This window comes from Bradyrhizobium sp. SZCCHNS2022 (assembly GCF_032377575.1).
In the GTDB taxonomy this organism is placed as follows: domain Bacteria; phylum Pseudomonadota; class Alphaproteobacteria; order Rhizobiales; family Xanthobacteraceae; genus Bradyrhizobium; species Bradyrhizobium aeschynomenes.
The window spans coordinates 3,199,164-3,221,836 of sequence record NZ_JAUHHZ010000001.1 but is presented as its reverse complement, the minus strand read 5'-3'; the positions used below and the strand labels follow the sequence as shown (position 1 = coordinate 3,221,836).

At 66.8% G+C, this 22,673-nt stretch carries 21 protein-coding genes; 17 read left to right on the top strand and 4 right to left on the bottom strand.

All coding sequences use genetic code 11. The annotated features are described in order from the left end of the window. Positions 1 to 16 precede the first annotated feature (16 nt). Genes cobW through cobJ form a run of 6 tightly spaced genes read left to right on the top strand, consistent with a single transcriptional unit; the run spans position 17 to position 7,910 of the window. Positions 17 to 1,054, top strand: coding sequence for a cobalamin biosynthesis protein CobW (gene cobW, locus QXZ94_RS14330; protein ID WP_315720946.1), 1,038 nt, complete (start codon positions 17 to 19; stop codon positions 1,052 to 1,054). 9 nt (positions 1,055 to 1,063) lie between these two features. Beyond that, positions 1,064 to 4,486: a cobaltochelatase subunit CobN gene (gene cobN, locus QXZ94_RS14325; protein ID WP_315720945.1), complete on the top strand. Its 3,423-nt coding sequence runs from the start codon at positions 1,064 to 1,066 to the stop codon at positions 4,484 to 4,486. Next, entirely contained in the window at positions 4,483 to 5,766 is a 1,284-nt protein-coding gene (cobG, locus tag QXZ94_RS14320) for a precorrin-3B synthase (protein WP_315720944.1), read from the top strand. Before cobN ends, cobG begins: the two co-directional genes overlap by 4 nt. After that, a complete protein-coding gene (locus QXZ94_RS14315; protein ID WP_315720943.1) occupies positions 5,759 to 6,391 on the top strand; it encodes a precorrin-8X methylmutase in 633 nt (210 codons plus the stop codon). Before cobG ends, QXZ94_RS14315 begins: the two co-directional genes overlap by 8 nt. Then, positions 6,388 to 7,146 (top strand): precorrin-2 C(20)-methyltransferase, encoded by a 759-nt coding sequence (locus tag QXZ94_RS14310; RefSeq protein WP_315720942.1) that lies wholly within the window; start codon positions 6,388 to 6,390, stop codon positions 7,144 to 7,146. The genes QXZ94_RS14315 and QXZ94_RS14310 overlap by 4 nt, the downstream gene beginning before the upstream one ends. Continuing rightward, positions 7,143 to 7,910 (top strand): precorrin-3B C(17)-methyltransferase, encoded by a 768-nt coding sequence (gene cobJ, locus QXZ94_RS14305; protein ID WP_315720941.1) that lies wholly within the window; start codon positions 7,143 to 7,145, stop codon positions 7,908 to 7,910. Before QXZ94_RS14310 ends, cobJ begins: the two co-directional genes overlap by 4 nt. On the opposite strand, the gene QXZ94_RS14300 is transcribed toward cobJ, so the two are convergent. After that, complete coding sequence (locus QXZ94_RS14300) at positions 7,874 to 8,647, bottom strand: cobalt-precorrin-6A reductase (protein WP_315720940.1); 774 nt, start codon at positions 8,645 to 8,647, stop codon at positions 7,874 to 7,876. The two genes, cobJ and QXZ94_RS14300, sit on opposite strands and share 37 nt — an antisense overlap. 14 nt (positions 8,648 to 8,661) lie before the next feature. Here QXZ94_RS14300 and cbiE point away from each other — a divergent pair, with 14 nt between their 5' ends. The 3 genes from cbiE to cobM are packed head-to-tail and all read left to right on the top strand — an operon-like array spanning position 8,662 to position 11,050. Next, positions 8,662 to 9,897, top strand: coding sequence for a precorrin-6y C5,15-methyltransferase (decarboxylating) subunit CbiE (gene cbiE, locus QXZ94_RS14295; protein WP_315720939.1), 1,236 nt, complete (start codon positions 8,662 to 8,664; stop codon positions 9,895 to 9,897). After that, positions 9,894 to 10,292 (top strand): cobalamin biosynthesis protein, encoded by a 399-nt coding sequence (locus tag QXZ94_RS14290; RefSeq protein ID WP_315720938.1) that lies wholly within the window; start codon positions 9,894 to 9,896, stop codon positions 10,290 to 10,292. The genes cbiE and QXZ94_RS14290 overlap by 4 nt, the downstream gene beginning before the upstream one ends. Next, positions 10,289 to 11,050, top strand: a complete 762-nt coding sequence (gene cobM, locus QXZ94_RS14285; protein ID WP_315720937.1) for a precorrin-4 C(11)-methyltransferase — start codon at positions 10,289 to 10,291, stop codon at positions 11,048 to 11,050. Before QXZ94_RS14290 ends, cobM begins: the two co-directional genes overlap by 4 nt. Here cobM and QXZ94_RS14280 read toward each other — a convergent pair. Continuing rightward, positions 11,020 to 12,150, bottom strand: coding sequence for a cobalt-precorrin-5B (C(1))-methyltransferase (locus QXZ94_RS14280; protein WP_409998750.1), 1,131 nt, complete (start codon positions 12,148 to 12,150; stop codon positions 11,020 to 11,022). The two genes, cobM and QXZ94_RS14280, sit on opposite strands and share 31 nt — an antisense overlap. Positions 12,151 to 12,197: 47 nt before the next feature. On the opposite strand from QXZ94_RS14280, the gene QXZ94_RS14275 reads away from it, so the two are divergent. Both QXZ94_RS14275 and bluB read left to right on the top strand, forming a co-directional pair. Beyond that, positions 12,198 to 13,538 carry a cobyrinate a,c-diamide synthase gene (locus QXZ94_RS14275; protein ID WP_315720935.1) on the top strand — a complete coding sequence of 447 codons (1,341 nt, stop codon included), beginning with the start codon at positions 12,198 to 12,200 and terminating at the stop codon, positions 13,536 to 13,538. Next, positions 13,535 to 14,191, top strand: a complete 657-nt coding sequence (bluB, locus tag QXZ94_RS14270; RefSeq protein ID WP_315720934.1) for a 5,6-dimethylbenzimidazole synthase — start codon at positions 13,535 to 13,537, stop codon at positions 14,189 to 14,191. Before QXZ94_RS14275 ends, bluB begins: the two co-directional genes overlap by 4 nt. Positions 14,192 to 14,197: 6 nt before the next feature. Here bluB and QXZ94_RS14265 read toward each other — a convergent pair whose 3' ends face one another. Together QXZ94_RS14265 and QXZ94_RS14260 are read right to left on the bottom strand one after the other, a co-directional pair. Further along, on the bottom strand, positions 14,198 to 14,923 hold the full coding sequence (locus QXZ94_RS14265; RefSeq protein WP_315726270.1) for a formyltransferase family protein: 726 nt from the start codon (positions 14,921 to 14,923) through the stop codon (positions 14,198 to 14,200). A gap of 22 nt (positions 14,924 to 14,945) precedes the next feature. Then, positions 14,946 to 16,280 (bottom strand): hypothetical protein, encoded by a 1,335-nt coding sequence (locus QXZ94_RS14260; RefSeq protein ID WP_315720933.1) that lies wholly within the window; start codon positions 16,278 to 16,280, stop codon positions 14,946 to 14,948. Between the two features lie 900 nt (positions 16,281 to 17,180). Between QXZ94_RS14260 and QXZ94_RS14255 the strand changes: the two genes are divergently transcribed. The 6 genes from QXZ94_RS14255 to QXZ94_RS14230 all read left to right on the top strand — a co-directional run bounded on the left by QXZ94_RS14255 (position 17,181) and on the right by QXZ94_RS14230 (position 22,655). Further along, a complete protein-coding gene (locus QXZ94_RS14255) occupies positions 17,181 to 17,885 on the top strand; it encodes an RNA polymerase sigma factor (RefSeq protein ID WP_315720932.1) in 705 nt (234 codons plus the stop codon). Positions 17,886 to 18,023: 138 nt separating this feature from the next. Then, a complete protein-coding gene (locus tag QXZ94_RS14250; protein ID WP_172114872.1) occupies positions 18,024 to 18,848 on the top strand; it encodes a flagellin in 825 nt (274 codons plus the stop codon). A gap of 61 nt (positions 18,849 to 18,909) precedes the next feature. Beyond that, positions 18,910 to 20,625, top strand: coding sequence for a flagellar filament capping protein FliD (fliD, locus tag QXZ94_RS14245; RefSeq protein WP_172114874.1), 1,716 nt, complete (start codon positions 18,910 to 18,912; stop codon positions 20,623 to 20,625). Then, on the top strand, positions 20,625 to 21,050 hold the full coding sequence (locus QXZ94_RS14240) for a flagellar export chaperone FliS (protein WP_315720931.1): 426 nt from the start codon (positions 20,625 to 20,627) through the stop codon (positions 21,048 to 21,050). Before fliD ends, QXZ94_RS14240 begins: the two co-directional genes overlap by 1 nt. Before the next feature lie 234 nt (positions 21,051 to 21,284). Then, positions 21,285 to 21,557 carry a hypothetical protein gene (locus tag QXZ94_RS14235; protein WP_315726268.1) on the top strand — a complete coding sequence of 91 codons (273 nt, stop codon included), beginning with the start codon at positions 21,285 to 21,287 and terminating at the stop codon, positions 21,555 to 21,557. A gap of 435 nt (positions 21,558 to 21,992) precedes the next feature. Then, positions 21,993 to 22,655, top strand: a complete 663-nt coding sequence (locus QXZ94_RS14230) for a flagellar hook assembly protein FlgD (protein WP_315720930.1) — start codon at positions 21,993 to 21,995, stop codon at positions 22,653 to 22,655. The last annotated feature ends 18 nt before the right edge of the window (positions 22,656 to 22,673 follow it).

Below are 22,673 nucleotides of genomic sequence, written 5' to 3'. Positions count from 1 at the left end.
GAGAGATCGTATCACCATGACGAAGTCGTTCGCCAAGACGCCTTGCACCATCGTCACCGGCTTTCTCGGGGCCGGGAAGACCACGCTGGTGCGCAATCTGATCGAGACGGCGAACGGCCGCCGGCTCGCCATCATCGTCAACGAGTTCGGCGATGTCGGCATCGATGGCGACATCCTGAAAGGTTGCGGCGTGCCGGACTGTCCGGAGGATCGCATCGTCGAGCTGTCGAATGGCTGTCTATGCTGCACCGTCGCCGATGATTTCGTGCCGGCGCTCAAGAGCCTGCTCGACCAGAAGGACCCGCCCGAGCACATCGTGATCGAGACGTCGGGTCTCGCGCTGCCGAAGCCGCTGGTGCAGGCCTTCAACTGGCCGGAGATCGCAACCCGCGTCACGGTGGATGGCGTCGTCGCGGTGGTCGATGGCCCGGCGGTGGTGGCCGGCCGCTTCGCCGACGATCCTGAGGCGCTTGCCGCGCAGCGCGCCGCGGACGATTCGCTCGATCACGACAACCCGCTCGAGGAGGTCTACGAGGACCAGCTGCTCTGCGCCGACCTCGTCGTGATGAACAAGAGCGACCTGATGAGCGAGGACGAGCGCAAGGACGTCGCCGCCGAGATCGCGTCGAAGATTCAGCGCGCCGTCAAGGTGATCGCGACCGAGCATGGCAGGCTGTCGGCCTCCGTGCTGCTCGGGCTTGGTGCCGCCGCCGAGGACGATCTCGCCGCGCGTCCCTCGCACCACGACAACGAGGCGGAGCATGATCACGACGATTTCGAAAGTTTCGTGCTGGACGTACCGGCGCAGACCTCTCCCGATGCACTCGTCGATCGCATCGCGGCTGCCGTCGATGCGCATGACGTGTTGCGGGTGAAGGGATTCGTCGAAGTAGCAGGCAAGCCGCTGCGCCTTCTGGTGCAGGCGGTCGGCAATCGCATCCAGCATCAGTTCGAGCGCCCCTGGCAATCCGGCGAATCGCGGCAGGGGCGGCTGGTGATCATCGGCGAGCGCGGCCTCGATGCGGCAGCGATCCAAAGCCTGATCGCGGGCTAGGCGAGGGCCATGCATCTCCTGGCGACATCGGGCGCTGATCTCGACGACCTCGAACAGGCCGTGGATCTCGCGCAGTCGCCCGCCGAGATCGTCGTACTGTCGTTCTCCGACAGCGACCTGTCGGCGCTCGCGGAGGCCTGGACGGCCTCCTCGGACGAGCTGCCGAGCCTGCGCCTCGCCAGCCTGAAACGGCTGAAGCACCCGATGTCGGTCGACCTCTACATCGACCGTGTCGTGCTCGGCGCCCGCGCCGTGGTCGTGCGCTGCCTCGGCGGGCTCGACTATTGGCGCTACGGGATGGAGCGCATCGCCGCGGTGTGCCGCAGCCGCAACATCTCATTCGCGGCGCTCCCCGGCGATGATCGCGCCGACGATCGGCTCGACGCGCTCTCGACGCTGCCGCAAGAGGCCACGTCGCGGCTCTATGGCTATCTGCATGAAGGCGGCGTCGGCAACGCGCGCGAGGCGCTACGCTACCTCGCCGCGCTGCTCGGCCGTCGCACCAATTTTGCCGAGCCGGTCGCGATCGGCTCGATCGTCGGCTTCCTACCGGATCGTGGCGCCGTCGCCGTCGAGGATCTCTTCCGTCACGATGATACGCGGCCGGTCGCGCTGATCGTGTTCTATCGCGCCAGCCTGCTGGCCGCCGACACGGCGGGGATCACTGAGCTGATGCGGGGAATCGAGCGCGACGGGCTCGCCGCATTGGCCGTCGCGGTCACCAGCCTGAAGGATCCCAGCATCGCGGCCGCGCTCGGGCAATTGATCGTGACGCGGCGTCCCGCGATTCTCCTGAATGCGACCGCGTTCTCGGCGCTGCGCGATGACGGCTCGACGGTGCTGGACGTCGCAGACGCGCCAATCCTGCAGATCATCCAGGCGCAGAGCACGGAAGCGAGCTGGGCATCGTCCGCGCGCGGATTGTCGCCGACGGATCTTGCGATGAACGTCGTGCTGCCGGAGCTCGACGGTCGCTTGCTGGCGCGGCCGATCGCATTCAAGGGCGAGATGCCGGCGGATGACCGGCTGCAATTCGCCGCCATGCGTTACGTTCCGCAGGCGGATCGCATATCCTTCGTGGCGCGGCTCGCTGTGCGGTGGGCACGGTTGCGCGCGTTGCCGGCGCGCGAGCGTCGCATCGCGCTGATGCTGTCGGACTATCCGGCCCGTGGCGGACGCCGCGGCTATGCCGTCGGGCTCGACACCAGCGAGAGCGCAGCGGCCATCGCGCAGCTGTTGGGAGAGGCCGGATACGATATCGGCGGTCAGCCTCCGGCGTCGAGACAGGTTGAAGCGCTGCTGCGTGACGAGGCGGATGAGCTGGTCGTACCGCTTGCGGACCATCGGCGCGCTCTCGCGCTGTTGCCGCCCGACCTGCAGCGCGCCCTGCATGACAATTGGGGCGAGGCGGACGCCGACCCGGCGTTTCGCGACGGCGCGTTTCGCTTTCAGGTGCTGCGCGCGGGCAAGCTCACGATCCTCTTGCAACCGGATCGCGGCAGCCGCGCCGATCGCAAGTCCGGCTACCACGACACCAGCGTGCCGCCGCGGCATGCCTATGTTGCGCTCTATGCCCATTTGCGCGAGGTCGAAAAGATCGACGCGCTGATCCATCTCGGCGCGCACGGCACGCTGGAATGGTTGCCGGGCAAGGCGCTGGCGCTGTCGAGCAATTGTTGGCCGGAAGCCGTGCTCGGTCCGCTGCCGATGATCTATCCCTTCATCGTCAACAATCCCGGCGAGGCGATGCAGGCCAAGCGGCGGTTGTCGGCCGTGACGCTCGGACATCTGACGCCGCCATTGTCTCAGGCCGGTCTGCATGGACCGTTGCTGGAGCTGGAGGGGCTGGTCGAGGAATATGCCGAGGCCGACGGTCTCGACAGACGACGCCTGACGCTCCTGCAGGACGAAATCATCGCCCGGGCGTGGCAGAGCGGGCTCGCCGCCGATTGCGGCCTCGAGCGCACGATGAGCGGCCGCGAGGCGATCGCGCAGCTCGACGCGCAATTGTGCGACATCAAGGAGCTCGCTGTGCTTGACCGTCTGCACGTGTTCGGCCAGGCACCCGACGTCGCAGCGACCAGTCTCCTTGCCGATTCGATCATGGCAGCGGCGGAGCTGGCGGGTGGCACGATCGACCGCATGGCCGTCGAGGCGCGCATCGCCGGGAGCGCTGCGGCCGAAGGCAGCGCGCTGCTCGCAGCGCTCGAAGGCCGCCGCGTGGCCGCTGGTCCTGCCGGCGCGCCGAGCCGCGGCCGCCTCGACGTGCTGCCCACCGGGCGCAATCTCACCGCGATCGATCCGCGCGCGATCCCGACCCGCACGGCCGCGCTGGTCGGCGTCCGCGCGGCCGACGAGGTGATCCGGCGCTATTTGCAGGACCATGGCGACTATCCGCGGTCGCTGATGCTCGATCTCTGGGCCTCCGCTTCGCTGCGCACGGGTGGTGACGATCTCGCTCAAGCGCTCGCCTATCTCGGCGTGCGGCCGCGCTGGGATCTCAATTCGAACCGCGTGACGGGCGTCGACGTGCTGCCGCTGGCGATGCTCGACCGTCCCCGCATCGATGCGACGCTGCGGATCTCGGGGCTGTTTCGCGACCTGTTCGAGGCGCAGATCGCTCTGTTCGATCTCGCCGTGCAGAAGGTCGCGTCGCTCGACGAGGACGATGCCGACAATCCGCTGGCTGCGGCGCGGCGCCGCGGCGAGAGTCTCGCGCGCGTGTTCGGCGGCGCGCCGGGCAGCTACGGCGCTGTTGCCGCCGACCTGGCGCTGGGGATGAACTGGGAGAGCCGGTCGCAGCTCGGCGAAGCCTATCTCGACAGCACCGGTTTCAGCTTCGGGGGAGCGCATGACGGCGTCGCGGCCTCCGACACGTTTCGGGCGCGCGTGCGCAGCGCCGATGCGCTGGTGCATCCGCAGGACGATCGCGAGCGCGATCTGCTCGACGGCGAGGAGGTCGCCGACTTTGCCGGAGGCTTCGCGGCTGCCGCGGCGTCCCTCGGCGTTTCGCCCGCTTTGCTGCATCTCGACACCAGCCATCCCGAAGCGCCGACCGCGCGCACGTTCAGCGAGGAGATCGCGCGCGTGGTGCGCGGCCGCCTCACTAATCCGCGCTGGATCGCCGGAATGCTCGGCCATGGCCATCGCGGCGTCGCCGAGATCGCGCAGGCCGTCGACGCGCTGTATGCCTTTGCGGCCACGTCGGACACGGTTGCCGAGCACCTGTTTGATCTGGCGCATGGGGCGCTGCTGCGTGACGAGGCAGTGTTGGACGCCATGGTCGCGCGCAATCCGGCGGCCGTTGCGGCGATCACGTCGCGATTCGAGGATGCGCTGCGCCGGCAGCTGTGGGTGCCGCGCCGGAATGCCGTCGCGGACGAGCTTGCGCTTGCCCGCAGCCGTCTGACACAAACGGAGAGGGCGTCGTGACGGCCGCGGTCGACATCAAGGGCTGGTGTCCCGGCGCACGCCGGCCGATGCCGAGCGGCGACGGGCTGATCGTGCGCGTCCGGCCACATGGCGGTGCATTGCAGGTCGCAGCCTTGCGCGACCTTGCCGAGGCCGCGCGGCGCTTCGGCAACGGCCAGATCGATCTCACCCGCCGCGCCAATCTTCAGATCCGGGGCGTGGCCACCGAGGGGCTGGCGCCGTTGTGGGAGCTGATGGCCTCGCTCGCGCTGCTCGACGACAGCGCCGAGCAGGAGGCGATCCGCAACATCGTGATCACGCCGCTGGCGGGACTCGACCCGGCCGAGTTCCTCGACATGCGTCCCATCGCCGCGACGTTGGAGACGCTGCTCGCGGCCGACCGATCGCTGCTTGCGCTGCCGGCCAAGTTCGGCTTTGCACTCGACGGTGGCGGCGTGCTGACGCTTGCGGATCTCGCAGCCGACATTCGTCTGGTCGCCTGTGTCCAACATCAGAAGGCTTGCGTCGCCGTCGGCATTGCCGGTCGCGACGGCGTCGTCTGGCTCGGCACGGCCGCCGTCGCCGATGCGGCATCCGTCGCGACGCGGCTCGCGCGCGGTGTGTTGCAGCACAGCCCCACGCGCCGTGCCGCTGCGTTGCCGCCTGAGGCGATCGCTGCTCTGCGTGCCGGACTGGGTCTCGATGCATTGGATGCGATCGCGATGGTCTCGGCAGCCGCGGAGCCGCAGCAACGGCGCGGCGCCTTCGCCTTGACCGAGCAGGCCTGCGCCGTCGGCTTCGGCGCTCCGTTCGGCCGTGTCGACAGCGACGTGCTGGTGCGGCTCGCGGCACTCCTGGAGACCTACGCGATCTCCGAGGTGCGGCTGTCACCCTGGCGCACGCTCTATGTCGCTGCGGACCGCAGCCATGCCGGGCCGCTCGTTGCAGGAGCGGCTCGGCTGGGCCTGATCGTCGACGACGTCGATCCGCTGATGCGCATCGATGCCTGCTCCGGCGCCGGCGGCTGCCCGTCGACGTCGCTGGCTGTGCGCGCGCACGCCCGCCTGCTGGCCGGCGCGATGGCTCGCGCGCGCTTTGCAGGCACCTTGCATGTCTCGGGCTGTGCCAAGGGCTGCGCGCGCTCGGCTGCTGCCGACCTCGTGCTGATCGGTGATGGTCGACGTTACCGCATCGTCCGCGACGGAACGGTGAAGAGCGAGCCGTGCGGCAGCCTCGATCCGGCCGATCTCGACGTGGCCGGCGCTGGGCTGTTCGAAGCAAGAGAGAAGGCCGATGTCTGAGCTGCGCGACTACATCAAGGACGGTGCGGAGATCTATCGCCGCTCGTTCGCGACCATTCGCGCCGAGGCCGACCTCTCGCGCTTCCATGGACTCGAAGAGAAGATCGCGGTGCGCATCATCCACGCCTGCGGCATGGTCGAGATCACCTCCGACATCGAGATGTCCGATCAGTTCGCCGCCGCAGCGCGGGCCGCGCTCGATCGCGGCGCACCGATCCTGTGCGATGCCAAGATGGTGGCGCAAGGCATCACGCGAGCGCGATTGCCCGCCAGGAATGAGATCGTCTGCACGCTCGACGACGTGAAAGTTCCGGCTTTGGCGGCGCAGCTCGGCACGACGCGCTCAGCGGCGGCGTTGGAGCTGTGGCGACCGCATCTCGGTGGTGCGCTGGTGGCGATCGGCAATGCGCCGACCTCGCTGTTTCATCTGCTCGACATGCTCGATCAGGGCGCGCCGCGGCCGGCAGCCGTGATCGGAACGGCGGTCGGCTTCGTCGGGGCGCGTGAATCCAAGGAGGCGCTCGCGGCCGACGGCCGCGTGCCGTATCTCATCGTGAAGGGCCGCAAGGGTGGCAGCGCGATGGCCGTTGCGGCCGTCAATGCCGTTGCGAGTGACGTCGAATGAGCCTGCTCGACACCATCGCGGGCTCGGCACATCCGGGCACGCTCTACGGCATCGGCGTCGGCCCGGGCGACGTGCGCTATCTCACGCTGCGCGCGGCCGGCCTCGTCCGATCCGTCGATGTCGTGGCGTTCTTTGCCAAGCGCGGCATCGAGGGCAATGCCCGGCGAATCGTGGCACCATTGATGGAGCCCGGCCGCCATGAGCTACGGCTGGAATATCCCGTCACCGAGGAGGTGCCTGTCGCCGATCCGTCCTATCAGGCGCAGATCGGCGACTTCTATCATCGCGCAGCCGACAGCATCGCGGCCCATCTTGCCGCGGGCCGATCGGTCGGCCTGTTGTCAGAAGGCGATCCCTTCTTCTACGGCTCCTTCATGCACATGTGGCGACGGCTCGAGCGGGATCACCCGGTCGAGGTGGTTCCCGGCGTGACAGGTATGTCCGGATGCTGGACCAAGGCCAATGCTCCGATCACCTGGGGCGACGATGTGCTCTCGGTGCTACCGGGCACCCTGGCAGAGGACATTCTGCATGACCGGCTGACCCGCTGCGAGGCGGCCGTGATCATGAAGGTCGGCCGCAATCTTGCCAAGGTGAAGCGCGCCATCACTCAGGCCGGGCTGCTCGATCGCGCCATCTACGTCGAGCGCGGCACGATGGAGGCGCAGCGCGTCGCGCCGCTGGCCGAAGTCGTGCTGGATCGCGGCCCGTATTTCTCGATGATCCTGATCCCCGGACAGGGGCGACGGCTATGACGGGCATGCTGACCATCGTCGGTGTCGGCCCGGGGCGTCCCGAGCTGATCACGCCGGCGGCGTCGGCGGCGATCGCCAACGCAACCGATCTGATCGGATACGGACCTTATCTCGACAGGGTGACCACGCTTCGCGCAGGACAGACCCGCCACGCCAGCGACAATCGCGTCGAGCTCGACCGCGCCCGTCACGCGCTGGCGCTTGCCAGCACCGGGAAGCAGGTCGCCGTGGTCTCAGGCGGCGATCCCGGCGTGTTCGCGATGGCCGCTGCCGTGTTCGAGGCCATCGAGGCTGGCCCGTCGACGTGGCGGGATCTGGACATCCGCGTCGAGCCCGGCGTCACCGCGATGCTGGCTGCTGCAGCGGAGGTCGGGGCGCCGCTGGGCGGCGATTTCTGCGCGATCTCGCTGTCCGACAATCTCAAGAGCTGGACCACCATCAGGCGCCGGCTGGAGGCTGCGGCTGCAGCCGACTTCGTCATCGCGCTGTACAACCCGCTCTCCAAGGCGCGGCCGCATCAGCTCGGCGACGCCTTTGCGTTACTGCGGCAGATCAAGCCGCCGTCGACCGTGGTCGTAATGGTGCGCGCCGCGGGCAGCGGCGACGTCAGGCAGATCATCACGACGCTGGGCGACGTCGATCCCGACAACGCCGACATGCGCACGCTGGTCCTGATCGGATCGACCGCAACGCGCCTGATCGCGCGCGAGGGCAAGGCGCCGTTCGTCTACACGCTGCGGCGCGAAGTCGAGGGCGGCGCATGAGCAAGCGCGGTCTCCAGCCAGAGCAGGGCGGCGCCTGCGCTATCCAGCGCCACGCCATGCGGCTTGTCGGGCCGCGCGATCATCACCACGGGGAGATCGAGCCGCCGCGCCGCCGCGATCTTCGGATAGGTCGCGGCTCCGCCGGAGTTCTTCGAGACGACGAAGGCAATACGTTCACGCGTGAGAAAGTCATGCTCTTTCGCATCGTCGAACGGTCCGCGATCGTAGACGAAGCGGATGTCAGGCGGCAGCGGAATGTCACCGGGCGGATCGATCGTGCGGGCGACGTAGTGGTGTTGCGGAGCTACGGCGAAGGCCGCCAGCTCCAGCCGGCCCAGGCTGAGGAATACGCGCGCAGTAGCGGTCCCGAGTGCGCCAGCGGCGGCGTCCGCACTCTCGACCTCGATCCAGCGATCGCCTTGGCGGCGCTGCCACGCCGGGCGCAGGATCGATGCCAGCGGCAGCGAGAGCGCATGGCAGGCCGCGACCGCATGCCGGGAGATCTGGTCGGCATAGGGATGGGTCGCATCGATCACCGCGTCGACGGCACGATCGCGCAACCACGCTTGCAGTCCGGCAATGCCACCGAAGCCGCCGATGCGCGTCGGCAGCGGCTGCGGCTTGGGCGAGATGGTGCGGCCGGCGAGCGAGAGCGTCGCCTCGAACCGGCTGTCGTCGGCCAGCAGCCGCGCCAGCTCCGAGGCCTCGGTCGTCCCGCCGAGAATGAGGATGCGCATGCGGGGCAGGGTCCATGGTGAATCCGGGCGCAACTTGCAACGCGGCGCGCTGGCTGTCCATCGTCGGCATCGGCGAGGACGGTGTGGACGGGCTTTCGGAGCACGCGCGGCGTCTCATCGCGCAGGCGGAATTGGTGGTCGGCGGCGTGCGTCATCTGGATCTCGCGGCCTCGCTTGTGAGAGGCGAGCGGCTGGCTTGGCCGAGCCCGCTGCAACTGGCGTTCGGGCAGATCGCGGCGCGCCGGGGAACGCCGGTCGCCGTGCTGGCGAGCGGCGATCCCTTCAACTACGGCGTCGGCAAGCAGCTGATGCAGCGCTTCGATGCAACTGAGATGCTCTGCGTCCCGCAGCCCTCGGCGTTCAGCCTTGCAGCGGCGCGGCTCGGCTGGCCGCTCCAGGATGTGGCCCAGGTCACGCTGCATGGCCGCGCCCTCGAGGGCATCATCCGCCATCTCGCGCCGGGGGCTCGCATCCTGGCGCTGGCCTGGGACGGATCGACCGCTGGAAAGCTTGCTGCATTGCTGACGTCCCGGCGCATGGGGCGCTCGCGCCTGACGGTTCTGGAGGCGATCGGAGGACCGCAGGAGCGGGTGCGCGGCGTGACGGCGGATGAGTTCGATCTATCTGACATCCATCCGCTGACCACGCTTGCCATCGAGGTCGAAGCCGGACCTGACGCGCCGGTGATCCCGCTGACGTCGGGCCTTGCCGACGATCTGTTCGAGCATGATGGTCAGCTCACCAAGCGCGACGTTCGTGCCGTCACGTTGGCCGCGCTCGCGCCGCGACCAGGCGAATTGCTCTGGGACGTCGGTTTGGGGTCGGGCTCCGTCGCGATCGAATGGCTGCTGCGTCACGGCGCGCTGCGCGCGATCGGCATCGAGGCGCGGCAGGATCGCGCCGACCGCGCCATGCGCAACGCGCTTGCGCTCGGTGCTCCCGATCTGAAGGTCGTCATCGGGCGCGCGCCGGCGGTGCTCGCCGATATCGAGCCTCCAGACGCGGTGTTCATCGGCGGCGGCATTTCGGAGCCGGGCCTGTTCGAGGCGGTCTGGTCGAAGTTGAAATCTGGCGGCCGCCTCGTCGCCAACGTCATCTCGCTCGAAGGCGAGGGCCGGCTGTCGGATCTATTCGGCAAGCATGGCGGTGAGCTCGTCCGCGTCGCGGTGTCGCGAATAGAGCCGGTCGGCCGCATGCATGGCTGGCGGCAGGCGATGCCCGTGACGCAATGGCGAGTCACCAAGCCATGATCGCGCTCGGGATCGGTTGCCGTCGCAACGCCAGCTCCGACGATGTCGACGCGGTCGTCGCGCAGGCCTTGGCCGCTGCGGGTCTGGCCGCCGGCGATATTGCCGTGGTCGCGACTGCGGCGGACAAGATGGACGAGTCCGGCGTGATCGAAGCCGCGATGCGGCTGCGGCGGCCGCTGCGGGGCATCGGCATCGCAGACCTCGCGGCTGTCGCGGATCTCGCCGTTACCCGAAGCGATCTCGTGCAGCGCCTCAAGGGTGTTCCGTCCGTGGCCGAGACCGCAGCGCTGGCGGCGGCCGGCCGCAATGCGCGCCTCATTCTGCCGAGGCTGGCCAACGCCTGCGCGACCTGCGCAATTGCGCAAGGCGACGGCCCGGTGGAGCCGGCGACATGACGGTGCATTTCATCGGCGCCGGGCCCGGCGCACCCGATCTGATCACCGTGCGCGGTCGCGACCTGATCGCGTGCTGTCCCGTCTGTCTCTATGCCGGCTCGCTGGTTCCGGCAGCGCTCCTCGCACATTGCCCGCCAGGCGCCCGCATCATCGACACCGCGCCGCTGGCGCTCGACGAGATCATCGCCGAGATGGCTCAGGCCACGGCCGCTGGCGAGGACGTGGCGCGGCTGCACTCCGGCGATCTCTCGATCTGGAGCGCGCTAGGCGAGCAGTTGCGGCGGCTCGATGCGTTGAAGATTCCCTACACGGTCACGCCGGGGGTGCCGTCGTTCTCGGCGGCCGCGGCCGCGTTGGAGCGTGAGCTCACGCTTCCGGGTCTCGCACAATCGGTCGTGCTGACACGCACGTCCGGCCGCGCTTCCGCAATGCCGGAGACGGAGCAGCTGTCGCTGTTCGCGCAATCGCGCGCGACGCTCGCCATCCATCTGTCGATCCATGTGCTCGACAAGGTCGTCGACGAGCTGCGTCCGCATTACGGCGAGGATTGCCCCGTCGCGATCGTCTATCGCGCAAGCTGGCCGGAGCAGCGTATCGTGACCGGCACGCTGGCGTCGATCGTCGGCCAGGTCGCAAGCGCGGCCATGGAGCGCACCGCGTTGATCCTGGTCGGCCGCGCGCTCGGCTCGGAAGATTTTCGCAACAGCGCGCTGTACGACGCCGACTATCAGCGGCGCTTCCGCGGGAGGGGCGAATGAGCCGGTCCGCTGCTCTGCCCGACCAGCCGGCCGTTGCGGTCGAACACGGCGACATCGAGCGCGATGTCATTGGCGCCGAGGGCGCGGCGTGCCGTCTGCCAGGCGGCCTGCGCGACGATCTCGCCCGCCGGGAATCCGATCCGCTCGGCCTCCTGCAGCACCTGCAGCGCGGTGTTGGCGCCACGCGCAAGTGCGACCAGCGCGTCCGGCGCCTCCGCATTGCGCAGCGTGTCCGCGAGCCAGCCGAGATCGACCTCGCCGGCGCGCGAATGCAGGTCGAGCAGGCCCTGGCCGAGCTTGGTCATCTTGGCGAAGCCGCCGGCCACGGTGATGCGCGGCACCGGATGCCGGCGCAGATATTTCAGCATGCCGCCTGCGAAGTCTCCCATGTCGATCAGTCCAGCCTCCGGCAGGCCGTAGAGCTGCTGCACGGCCTTCTCCGAGGTGCTTCCCGTCGCGCCGGCGATGTGCGGCAGGCCGGCCGCGCGTGCGACGTCGATGCCGCGATAGATCGAGTGGATCCAGGCGGCGCAGCTGAAAGGCACCACGATTCCGGTGGTGCCGAGAATCGACAGGCCGCCGATGATGCCGAGCCGCGGGTTCAGTGTCTTCCTGGCCAGTTCCTCACCGCCGGGAATGGAGATCTCCACGACGACATCGCCGTTCGCGCGGAGCGCTGTGGCGGCTTCGTCGATCGCGGCCGTGATCATCTGGCGCGGCACGGGATTGATCGCGGGCTCACCCGGCGGCAGCGGCAATCCCGGCCGCGTCACGGTGCCGACACCCGCGCCCGCGCGGAACGTCACGCCGGTCTTCTCGGCACCGCGCTGCACCGTTGCCTTGATCAGCGCGCCGTGTGTGACATCGGGATCGTCGCCGGCGTCCTTCACCACGGCAGCGGTCGCGCTCGCCGTGCTGGTCTCGTGCATCGCGACGGCGAAGCTGACGCGGCGGCCGCCGGGCAGGGCGATCTCGACCGTGGCCGGACAGCTGCCGGTGATCAGCAGCTCATAGGCCGCGCGTGCGGCTGCCGTGGCGCAGCTGCCGGTGGTCCAGCCACGTTTCAGCGGTCGGCGCGGAGTGCCAGCGGTTCCCGTCATGGCTCCTCGCATAGCACATTTTCCTGGGACACAGCGGTGCGCGGGCCATGACCACGACGGTGCCTCGGGGGATCATCATTGCAGCGCCGCGTTCCGGCGCCGGCAAGACCACCGTCACGCTCGGACTGCTGCGGGCGCTGGTCCGGCGTGGCACGCATGTGCAGCCGTTCAAATGTGGCCCCGACTACATCGATCTCGCATTTCACACGGTTGCGGCACAACGGACGAGCTACAATCTCGACGGCTGGGCGATGTCCGTGCCGCAATTGATGGAGCTCGTCGGCGGTGTCGCTGCCGACGCCGATCTTGCCGTCGTCGAGGGCGTCATGGGCCTGTTCGATGGCGCGCCGCAGCCCGGCCGTTCGGGGTGCGGCTCGGCTGCGGATCTCGCGGCTTTGCTCGGCTGGCCGGTGGTGCTCGTTCTCGATGTCAGTGGCCAGACCGAGACGGCTGCGGCCGTTGCGCTGGGTTGCGCGCGCTTTCGCGACGATGTCACCGTTGCCGGGGTGATCCTGAACCAGGTCGCGAGCGAGCGGCACCGCGCATTGATTGAGCCGGCTTTCGCAACGGTCGGCATCAAGGTGCTGGGCGCGCTGCCGCGCGATCAGCAATTGTCATTGCCGGAGCGGCATCTCGGACTCGTCCAGGCGCAGGAGATCACGGCGATCGAGGCGCATCTCGATCGTCTTGCGGCGTCCATCTCCCCATCGGTCGAGCTGGATGCGGTGCTGGCATGCGCCCGGCCCATGCGTGCGAGCGGCCGTCCTGCGCCGACGTCCGGCTTCGGCATCAGGCCGCCGGGGCAGCGCATCGCCCTCGCATCCGATGCCGCGTTCTCGTTCAGCTATCCGCATCTGCTGCGGCAATGGCGTGCTGAGGGCGCGGAGATCGTGCCGTTCTCGCCGTTGAACGATGAGGCGCCAGATCCGGCAGCGGACGCAGTCTGGCTGCCGGGCGGCTATCCCGAACTCCATGCAGGACGATTGGCTTCGGCGTCGTCGTTCCTCGGCAGCCTGCGCGCGATGGCTGCGCGTGGCGTGGCCATTCACGGCGAATGCGGTGGCTACATGACGCTGGGAGCGGGTCTGGAGGATGCTGGGGGCACGCGGCATGCGATGGCCGGACTGCTGTCGCTCGAGACCTCCTTCGCCAGGCGACGCCTGCATCTCGGCTATCGCCGCGCAACCCTGTTGGCAGACTGCAGCCTCGGCCGGAAGGGCGCCTGCGTTTACGGCCACGAATTCCACTACGCGACAATCCTGAGCGAAGCTGATGATCCCCTGATCGACTGTCGCGATGCCGCCGGCCGCGCGATCGCCGAGCGTGGTGCGAGGCGGACGACCGTGACGGGATCGTTCCTGCACGTCCTGAGCGGGGAGGCCGCATGAGCGCTACGAAGCGAGAGCCGCCGCAATTCGATGCTGCGTTCAAGGCTCGCTTTGCCGAGCTCGTGCGTTGGCGCCGCGACGTCCGCCGCTTCCGCAGCGATGCCGTAAGTCCTGAGCTGATCACACAGCTGCTGTCCCTCGCATCCCATGCGCCGTCGGTCGGCTTCTGTCAGCCCTGGCGTTTCGTGCTGGTCGAGAGCGCCGGCCGGCGTGCCGCAATCATCGAGAATTTCCGGCGCGCCAACCAGGCCGCGCTTGCGGGCTATGATGGCGAGCGGCGCGCGCTCTATGCGAGCCTGAAGCTCGAGGGGCTGGCGCGGGCGCCGGTGCACCTCGCCGTCTGCGCCGACGAAGGCGCCGCGACCGGTCATCGACTCGGCCGCGCGACGATGCCGGAAACGCTGCGCTACTCCGTCGTCGCGGCGATCCAAACGTTCTGGCTGGCGGCGCGTGCCGAAGGTCTCGGCGTCGGCTGGGTGTCGATCGTCGATCCTGCCGAGGTCTGTCGGGAACTCGAGCTGCCGCCCGACTGGACGCTGATCGCCTATCTCTGCGTGGGATGGCCGGAAGAGGAGCATGACGATCCCGAGCTGGAGCGTCACGGCTGGGAAACGCGGCTCGATCGAATGGCGACCGAGCCGCTGAAGCGCTAGGTCAGATCAAGACGCCATCGCGAGCGCAGGCGCGTCCAGGATGACAGGCTGAGCGGCCGCCGGTGCTGCGGGCGTCAGCTGAAACCGCGTGCCGTGCAGCGTGACCGTGAGCGGAATGCCGCGGAAATCGTCGTGGAACGCGTGGATGCGGCGCTGCATCTCGGCCGGGCCGATGTCGGCGGGCATGTTGCACATCTCGGCATACATCTTTCGGGTGCTCCGGATTCCGCTCCACTCGATGGGAAGAACCGGGAGCGGACCGGAGTGGCAGGCGAGATCACGCGACATGCGCCAGAACAGATAGGCCAGCCGCACGAACGTCATCTGCTCCAGCCCTCGGACATTCACGCCGTTCGGGATGTCGAACGTCTCGACGCCGATGATCGCCCCGCAGTCGACGCGGGCCTCCATCACATGGGCCGTGGCGCCGAAACGCGTCGCGCCGTCGTACATCGCAAAATGAGCGGGCGCCCAGCCCGGATAGTCCGGCGGCGCCGGATGAAAATTGTAGGCGCCATGGCCGAGCGCCTGAAGGATGTCGACAGGAACGATCACGCCGGTGGTGAAGGCCAGCAGGCGGGCCGTGGCGAGCACGTCATGCTCGATCGCCTGCAGGTCCTGCAAGGTGACGGCGCAACGGAACGCGAGCGCCGGATTGTGCGCCTTGAGAAGCTCGGTGAGGGCAAGCTGCTGATCGCGGCTGCCGGTCAGGAGGATGATCGTGTCGAGCATGGTTGGGGATTCCTTGTTGAGCTCAGTGTCCACGGCCATCGATGCCGATCGGTTGGCGCGTGGCGTCTCCAGCAGTGAGTGAGCGGAACATGTCGGGAGGTAGCTGCTGCCCGGGCACGACCTCGAGTACCCTGTTGTCGGCGAGAAACGCGGCCTCCCTGGCGACCCGCACGTCCCGTTGCCAGGAGCAGAGTGAAAGCTCGAGACGGGAGAAGCCGCCATTGTCGTTGGTGAATGCGCTGGTCAGCGCCTGAATGCTCGCCGCCGTCTCACGCGCATTGCTGCCTTCGACGTCGTGCAGGATCACGGTGATGGCTCGTTCGCAGGCCTGGTCCGATTGAACGATGAGCAGGGGATCGCGAGCACCGGCGCGGCCTGCCCGCCGCGCCGATCGAACCATCTCGGCAAACTCCGGATCCGGACCGAGATCGGCGGTGGTCGGTCTCAGATCATGAACGATCGCCGCGTCTCTCGCTCCAGCCTCGCCGGCGAGCGCGTGGTACGAGCGCGGCAGCCAGACCGTATCGAGCGGCATCTGCGACGCAGCCAGGCTCCAGGCCTGATCGATGAGATAGCCGTCCCACACATCCGGGTGGGACGACGCGATCTCACGCCAGATCGTCAGCAGCTGTTCGGCGGCCTGCGACCGTCCGAAGTAGAGCGTGCGCGCCGACATCTCCCAGCCGTTCCACTTGTGAACGGCGAAGTCGCAACCGGCGTGGAGCGGCAGCGACGGGACGGATTGCAGCATCACGCCTGCGTCCACGAAGAGCAGCGGAGCACCATGCCGCCGCCTCATGCGCAGAATGAAATCCGCCTTCTCCGCCGCGCTGATGACATCGCGCTGACGCGTCTCGACCGGCTCGATCTCGAACGGCAGCCCCAGACGTTCCAGCGACCTCCGGAGATGATAGACGTGCAAGTCGCCGACGCTCTTGGGATGGCAGGAGACGATGCGCATCACATCCGCTGCGCGCGCAGCTTGAGGCTGCCGCCAGTCGCGTCCGCCCCACCATAATTCGTGCGGACCGTCCGCCGACGTCCCCACCGTACCGAATTCCGTCAACTTCGATTTCAGGAAATCGAATGCGGCATTTTCGCCGAACGGGATCGCGACGGCGTCACGAATTGTCAGCGTGCGGCAGAGCAACTCGGCGCCCGCCCCCGTCGGCGGGTCGATGACGACGACGGTGCGTCCGTCGCGCGGCGACGGGAGGTTGCTCCAGGGAACGAGAGGGCCGAACGTTCGCGACAGCCATTGCAGGCGGCGTCCCTGTTCGTTGCCGAGCCTGACGCCGTGCCTCCGCAGGGCTTGCACCGGATCATGATCAATGGGGTTCGGGTCTGGTCGCGACATGCCGGGTCCTCCTGCACAGTAGAACGGATCACGGCAGCCAATCAGGCGCACCGATCGCAAGGTCGTCGGCGCTGAAAGCGGAAGGTGTGATCTATTAGTGCGACACGGAGCGCGCGCGTTTCGTTTCCGAATGTTGCAGAGAACCTGATCGACATTGCGGCGGACAGCAAGATGCTGCGTTCAGCCCGAGCATGGATTGATCATGCCCTATGATTCATGACCTCGTTCGACGACCAAACCGCCTGTCTAAAAGGCTGAAAAGCAATGTGCAGCGCAGGCCATCGTCCTTGCACGGCGCCGCGACAGGATCGCTTGCTGAATCGTTGCGATACCATTCCGAAACATTCAGCAATGCGCGCGCAAAATTCGTCGCGCGACGCATCACGTCGAGCGCTTTTAATTTCGCTGCTGCCTGCAACTACAACGTATGAGCCTGCGAGATCAGGCGCACAAAGCTGCAAATAATCGTCGTGAGAGTCAGAATCTGCATCGTGACAACTGACAGAGTCGAAAAATGCGATAATTTCGTCGATGTGATTCGGAAAAATTTGCCGGGGTGTGACGAGCGCTGCGGGAGTTTCGAGTCCCACGCAATGACGTGCCTTGTGAACCCGCAGGATGCGTCATCGATCGTGTTAGTAAGCGTCGCAGCTGCGTTTTCTGCTGAATTCGTCTTCCGGAATGAATCCCAGCCATGCCGACCTGCGGCTTCACGTCGTCCATGATCCTCCATCGCGTCAGTCTCATGCGGCAGATTTTGCCCGGCTCCCGGCAAAATATTCCAGCTAAGAGTTTGAAAAATAACGAAAATACTCCGCCTGTTTGCTCCGGTCGCAGCGTTCAACGATCGGAAGCCGTCTGCGAGCTGCGCTTTCGGCATTGCGGGTTGGAGAGTCGGATATGAGCTACGCGCTGGACGTCTGGGCCCCGGCCGATGGCATGTCTTCGAAGGAGCCGGCACCTGTGGATGGTGCGGCGGTGCCATGGAGCGAGTCGGCCAGCACCGTGCCGGATTGCGCGCCGGCCGGCGAGGCCGCGGTGTTCGACGAGGACAAGGAGTTGCTGGATCGCCTTGCGATCGGCGACGAAGCTGCGTTCCGTCTTCTCGTCGAGCGTCACATCGACCGCGCCTACGCCATTGCCTTGCGGATCGTCGGCAATGCCGCCGATGCCGAGGATGTCGTGCAGGACACGATGTTGAAGGTGTGGACCCATCGCGGACGCTGGCAGCATGGCCGCGCGAAATTCTCGACCTGGCTGTATCGCGTCGTCAGCAACCGCTGCATCGACCTCCGCCGCAAGCCACGCACCGAGAATGTCGATGTCGTTCCCGAAGTGGCGGACGGCCAGCCCGATGCGGCAAGCGTGATCGAGCGTGCCGAGATGAGCAGCATTCTCGAAGCTGCAATGCAGCGTCTGCCCGAGCAGCAGCGGATCGCCGTGATCTTCTCCTATCATGAGAACATGAGCAACGGCGAGATCGCCGAGGTGATGGATACGACGGTGGCCGCAGTGGAGTCGCTGTTGAAGCGCGGACGGCAGCAACTGCGCGAGATGCTGCGCCGTCATGAGCGCGACATCCGCGGCGCCTTTACGGATTGCTAACCATAAAATTCCCGGCGCAAGAGAATTCCCGCCTGATTCCCGCAGGCGCTTCCGTTTGATCGGTCAGACGGAGCCGATCCGCACCGTCAGTCCTTCCACGATGCGGCGTGTCTTGCCGATCACCCAGGAGTCCTCACCGTGCCCGCAATTTCGACCAACGTCGCCGCCAACTCGGCCGTCCGTTATCTGAACATCAACTCCGCGCAGGAGACGAGCTCGCTCTCGAAGCTGTCGAGCGGCTCCCGCATCACGTCCGCATCCGACGACGCTGCGGGCCTTGCGATCTCCACCCGCATCTCCTCGGACATCACCACGCTCCAGCAGGCCGCGACGAACGCATCGCAGGCCACGTCGATCCTGCAGACCGCGGATGGCGGCGCCTCCAACATCAGCGACATTCTGGCGCGCATGAAGTCGCTGGCTTCGGAGTCTGCGTCGGGCACCACGGTCGGGACCAGCCGCACCTACATCCAGTCGGAATTCTCGCAGCTCATCAGCGAAATCACCTCGATCGCGACCGGAACGCGCTACAGCGGCCAGAGCCTGCTCGACGGCACCAGCACCTTCTCGGCCGGCGTCTCGGTGCTGGTCGGCTCGTCCGCCACCGACACCATCGACATCAAGCTGTCGGACCTCACCGCCAGCACGCTCGGCGTCTCCGCCCTCGACGTCAGCACGCAGACCGGAGCGACCGCTGCTCTGACGGCCCTGGACACGGCGATCGACACCGTATCGAAGGCCCGCGCCGACATCGGCGCGCAGGAGTCGCGCTTCAACTTCTCCGCCGATTCCATCTCGACGCAGACGCAGAACCTGCAGGCCGCCAATTCGGCGATCAAGGACGTGGACATCGCATCCGAGCAGGCGAAGCTGTCGTCGGCCCAGGTGAAGACCCAGGCCGCCGTGTCGGCGGAAGCCGCCGCGAACCAGATCCCGCAGTACCTCTTGAAGCTGCTGGGCTGAGCCGCGATCTGCCGGACCGGCGTCATGCCGGTCCGGCGCCTCGTTCAAAGGATGTCGACGAATGACCGTGAGCAGCGCCACCTCGAGCACGAGCAGCACGACGACGTCGTCATCCTCATCATCGACGAGCTCGAGCAGTTCGCTCACGACATCGGGAACGAGCACCACGAGCACCATCGACTGGACCGCTCTGATCGAGTCCGCGGTGAATGCCAAGCTCACCCAGGCGACCCAGATCTCCACCAAGATCACGGCCAACGAGGCCAAGATCACCGCCTATGAGACGCTGCAGACGGCGCTGAAGACGCTCTCATCGGGACTGTCGTCACTGGCGACGTCGATGGTGAACTCGCTCGCAACCAACGCCTTTGCGACGCGGGCGGCCACGATCAGCACCACCGGCGACGTCAGCGCCTCATCCGCTCTATCGATGTCGGTGAGCAACGGCGCGGCGACCGGCAGCCACACGCTGACCATCAGCCAGATCGCCACCGCCCACAAGGTGACGGGAACGGCGCAGTCCAGCCAAACCACGGCGCTCGGCTATTCCGGCACATTCTCGCTCGGCCTGTCCGGCGGCAGCACGGCCGACATCACGATCACGAGCGGCATGTCCTTGCAGGACATGGTCGACGCCATCAATGCGCAGACCTCCACCACGAATGTCGAGGCATCGATCGTTCAGGTCTCCAGCAATTCCTACCAGCTCGTGCTGACCGGCACGCAGGACGCAGCCGACATCACCTATTCCAGCTCGTCCGGCGACGACATCCTCAACCAGCTCGGAGTGACCGACAGCTCGGGTGCCTTCGCCAATGTGCTCCAGACTGCGCAGGCGGCGGAGTTCACGCTGGATGGGATCAGCCTGACCCGGAACACCAACGACATCACCGATGTTCTGAGCGGCGTCACCTTCGACCTTCTGCAGGCGACCCCGTCGGGTGCCACGCTGAACATCACCATCGGCACGGACACGAGCCAGATCTCGTCTGCACTCCAGACCTTCGTCACCGACTACAACGCATTCCGTGATGCCGTTCTGGCGCAGCAGACGACCAACTCGGATGGGACGGCCTCGTCCAGCTCGGTTCTGTTCGGCGACGGCACGATGCGCGACATCATGAACACGCTGCAATCCGTGCTTGGATCCTCGGTCGGCGGCCTGACGATGGCTGACCTTGGCCTGTCGTTCAACGAGAAGAACGAGCTCGAGCTCGACACCGGCACGCTGTCGACGATCCTCAGCACCAATCTCAGCGGCGTGACGACGCTGCTGTCGGCTCAGACGAAGACATCGTCGAGCCAGCTCAGCGTGGTCAATACCGGAACCTCGCCGCAATCCTTTACCCTCGATCTCACGGTGGATTCGTCCGGCAATCTGTCGGCCGCGTCGGTCGGCGGCGACAGCTCGTTGTTCACGATCAGCGGCAACACCATCGTTGGCAACTCCGGGACGATCTACGCCGGCATGGCCTTCACCTACACCGGCTCGACCTCGCAATCGATCACGGTCACGTCGACACAGGGGCTTGCCACCCAGATCTACCAGCTCGCGAAGACCGCCTCATCCAGCACCGGATCCTTGCAGACGCTGATCGACAATCTGACGTCCCGCGACGAGACGCTGCAGGCGAAGGTCAACGACATCAAGAGTGCGGCGGCGACGTTTCAGACCCAGCTCACGGCGCAATATGCGAAATACCAGGCCGCCATCGAGAGCGCCAACAACATGCTGACCTACCTCAAAGCTCTCCTCAACGCGAGTTCCAGTAACTGATGACCCAGAGTTCAATGGCCCAATTTGCAAGTCAGGCTTATCGCGGCGCCGCCGTGGCGGTGCCTCCGCTGCGGGCCGTCGTCATGCTCCTTAACGGAGCCGTGAGCTGTCTCCAGAAGTCGCTGCAGGCGCAGGAAGCGCGCCGCTTCGAGGAGGGGCACGGGCACCTGACCCGCGCGATTGCGATCCTGCGCGGGTTGAGTCTGCATCTCGATCCCAATCGCGGCGGGGCGGTCGCCGACCAGCTGTTCGCGACCTACAACGCTCTGATCCTCGCCGCCTTGCGCGCCTATGGTCGCCCTCACATGCGCGAGAACTTCCAGCGGATCACGGCCGGTCTGCTGGAGCTTCGCGATTCGTGGGACGCCGTCGACGCCGCTGCACGCGGGGCGCGCATGTCGGGTAATTCGGCCAGCCGCCGGTAGCAGCTGCCGAATCACGTAACTGTTGCGCGGCAGAAATCTCGCGAAACCGAACGGAAACAGCCGGCATTGTCTCCAGGCTGCGGTATTCGGTGCAGCCTTTCATGCATACGCCTCCCGGAACTTACGGGTTTTGACCGGCCTGCTTGCGGTCGTTCGTCACAATTGGCCAATATCAATTTCGTTCGCCGGGTGAATGCTTTAAGAGGGACGGAGGAACGCTGGACCGAGCGGACGATGGACGTCAGGGAATTCGAGGATCTGATCGACCGCCTGGGAGAGGACATCTCCCGATGGCCCGCCGAGCGGCGTCAGGCGGCGGCCGAGTTGCTCGCGTCCTCGCCCGAAGCCGGCCAATTGATCTCCGAGGCCCGCCTTGTCCGCGAGGCGTTGTCGTCACCCCCGGTTCGCGCGCCCGCCGGTCTTGCCGCCCGTATCGTGGCAGCGGCCAACCGGGAAACGCCGGAGGAGGCTACGGCTGTCTCTGCGGACGCTCATCAGGCCGGTTGAGCCGCCTGCCGGGCACGTTGTCCTGATCGCCGCGCCCGCGTCATCCTCTCACTGATCGAACTTGCTCAGGTCTGCCGCATCCGGCGCGTTGCGCTCGACGCGATGATCGCGGCGACGCGACGTCGTTCATGCGGTGGCCGCGCAGCCAGCTGGGCGCTCCAGAGCAGCCGGGCGGTCCGACATTCCCGATTCCGTCGCTTCCAGGCGATCGCTCGGATGAGCCGCGCTGCCTATCACCACGATGCGCCGCACCAGGCGATTTTTGCCGCCTCTGCCCAATGGCGCGGCGGCAAATTCTGCCGCCATATCAACTAATTCATCCAACTAATTGTGCGCCTGAATTCGGCGCTCCGGCCGTTTGATCAGCAGACGCCTTCACCGCCATCGGAGGCGCTGTGTCCCGCCGTTTGTCACGGCGAGAGCCGGAGTTCTGCCATGACCGTTTCCGCGACGAGCTCGTCGACCACGACCACCTCATCGACTTCATCGTCCAGCGACTCGCGAACGACGCTGAGTTCGAGCGATTTCCTTCAGCTGCTGGTGAGCGAACTACAGAACCAAGATCCGCTCAACGCGACCAGCGTGACCGACTTCATCAATCAGATGACGTCCTATGCCAACTTCACCCAGCAGCAGTCGATCAACACAAGCATGAATTCGCTGGCCAGCTCGTTCTCGAGCCTGGTGACGCTGAACTCGGTCAACTACATCGGCCACACTGTCGAAGCCAAGAGCGACACCGCCGTCCTCTCCAACGGCTCCGCGACCTTTGGCTACTCGCTCTCTTCGGCCGCCTCGACTGTCTCGGTTTCGATCAAGGACTCCTCCGGAAGCACGGTCTGGACCGGCACAGGGACCGGCAACAAGGGAAGCAACTCCTTCAGCTGGGATGGCACCGATTCCAGCGGCAATCAGCTCAGTGACGGCGGCCAGTACACGATCTCCGTTACTGCCACCGACTCGGCCGGCAACTCGGTCCTCAACTACACGACCATCACGGGGACGGTGACCGGCATCGACACCTCGACCAGCACGCCGTCGCTCACCGTCGGCGGCGTACCGGTCAGTGCCAGCAACATCATCGGCGTCACCTCCTGACCGCACCATTCGGAGTAG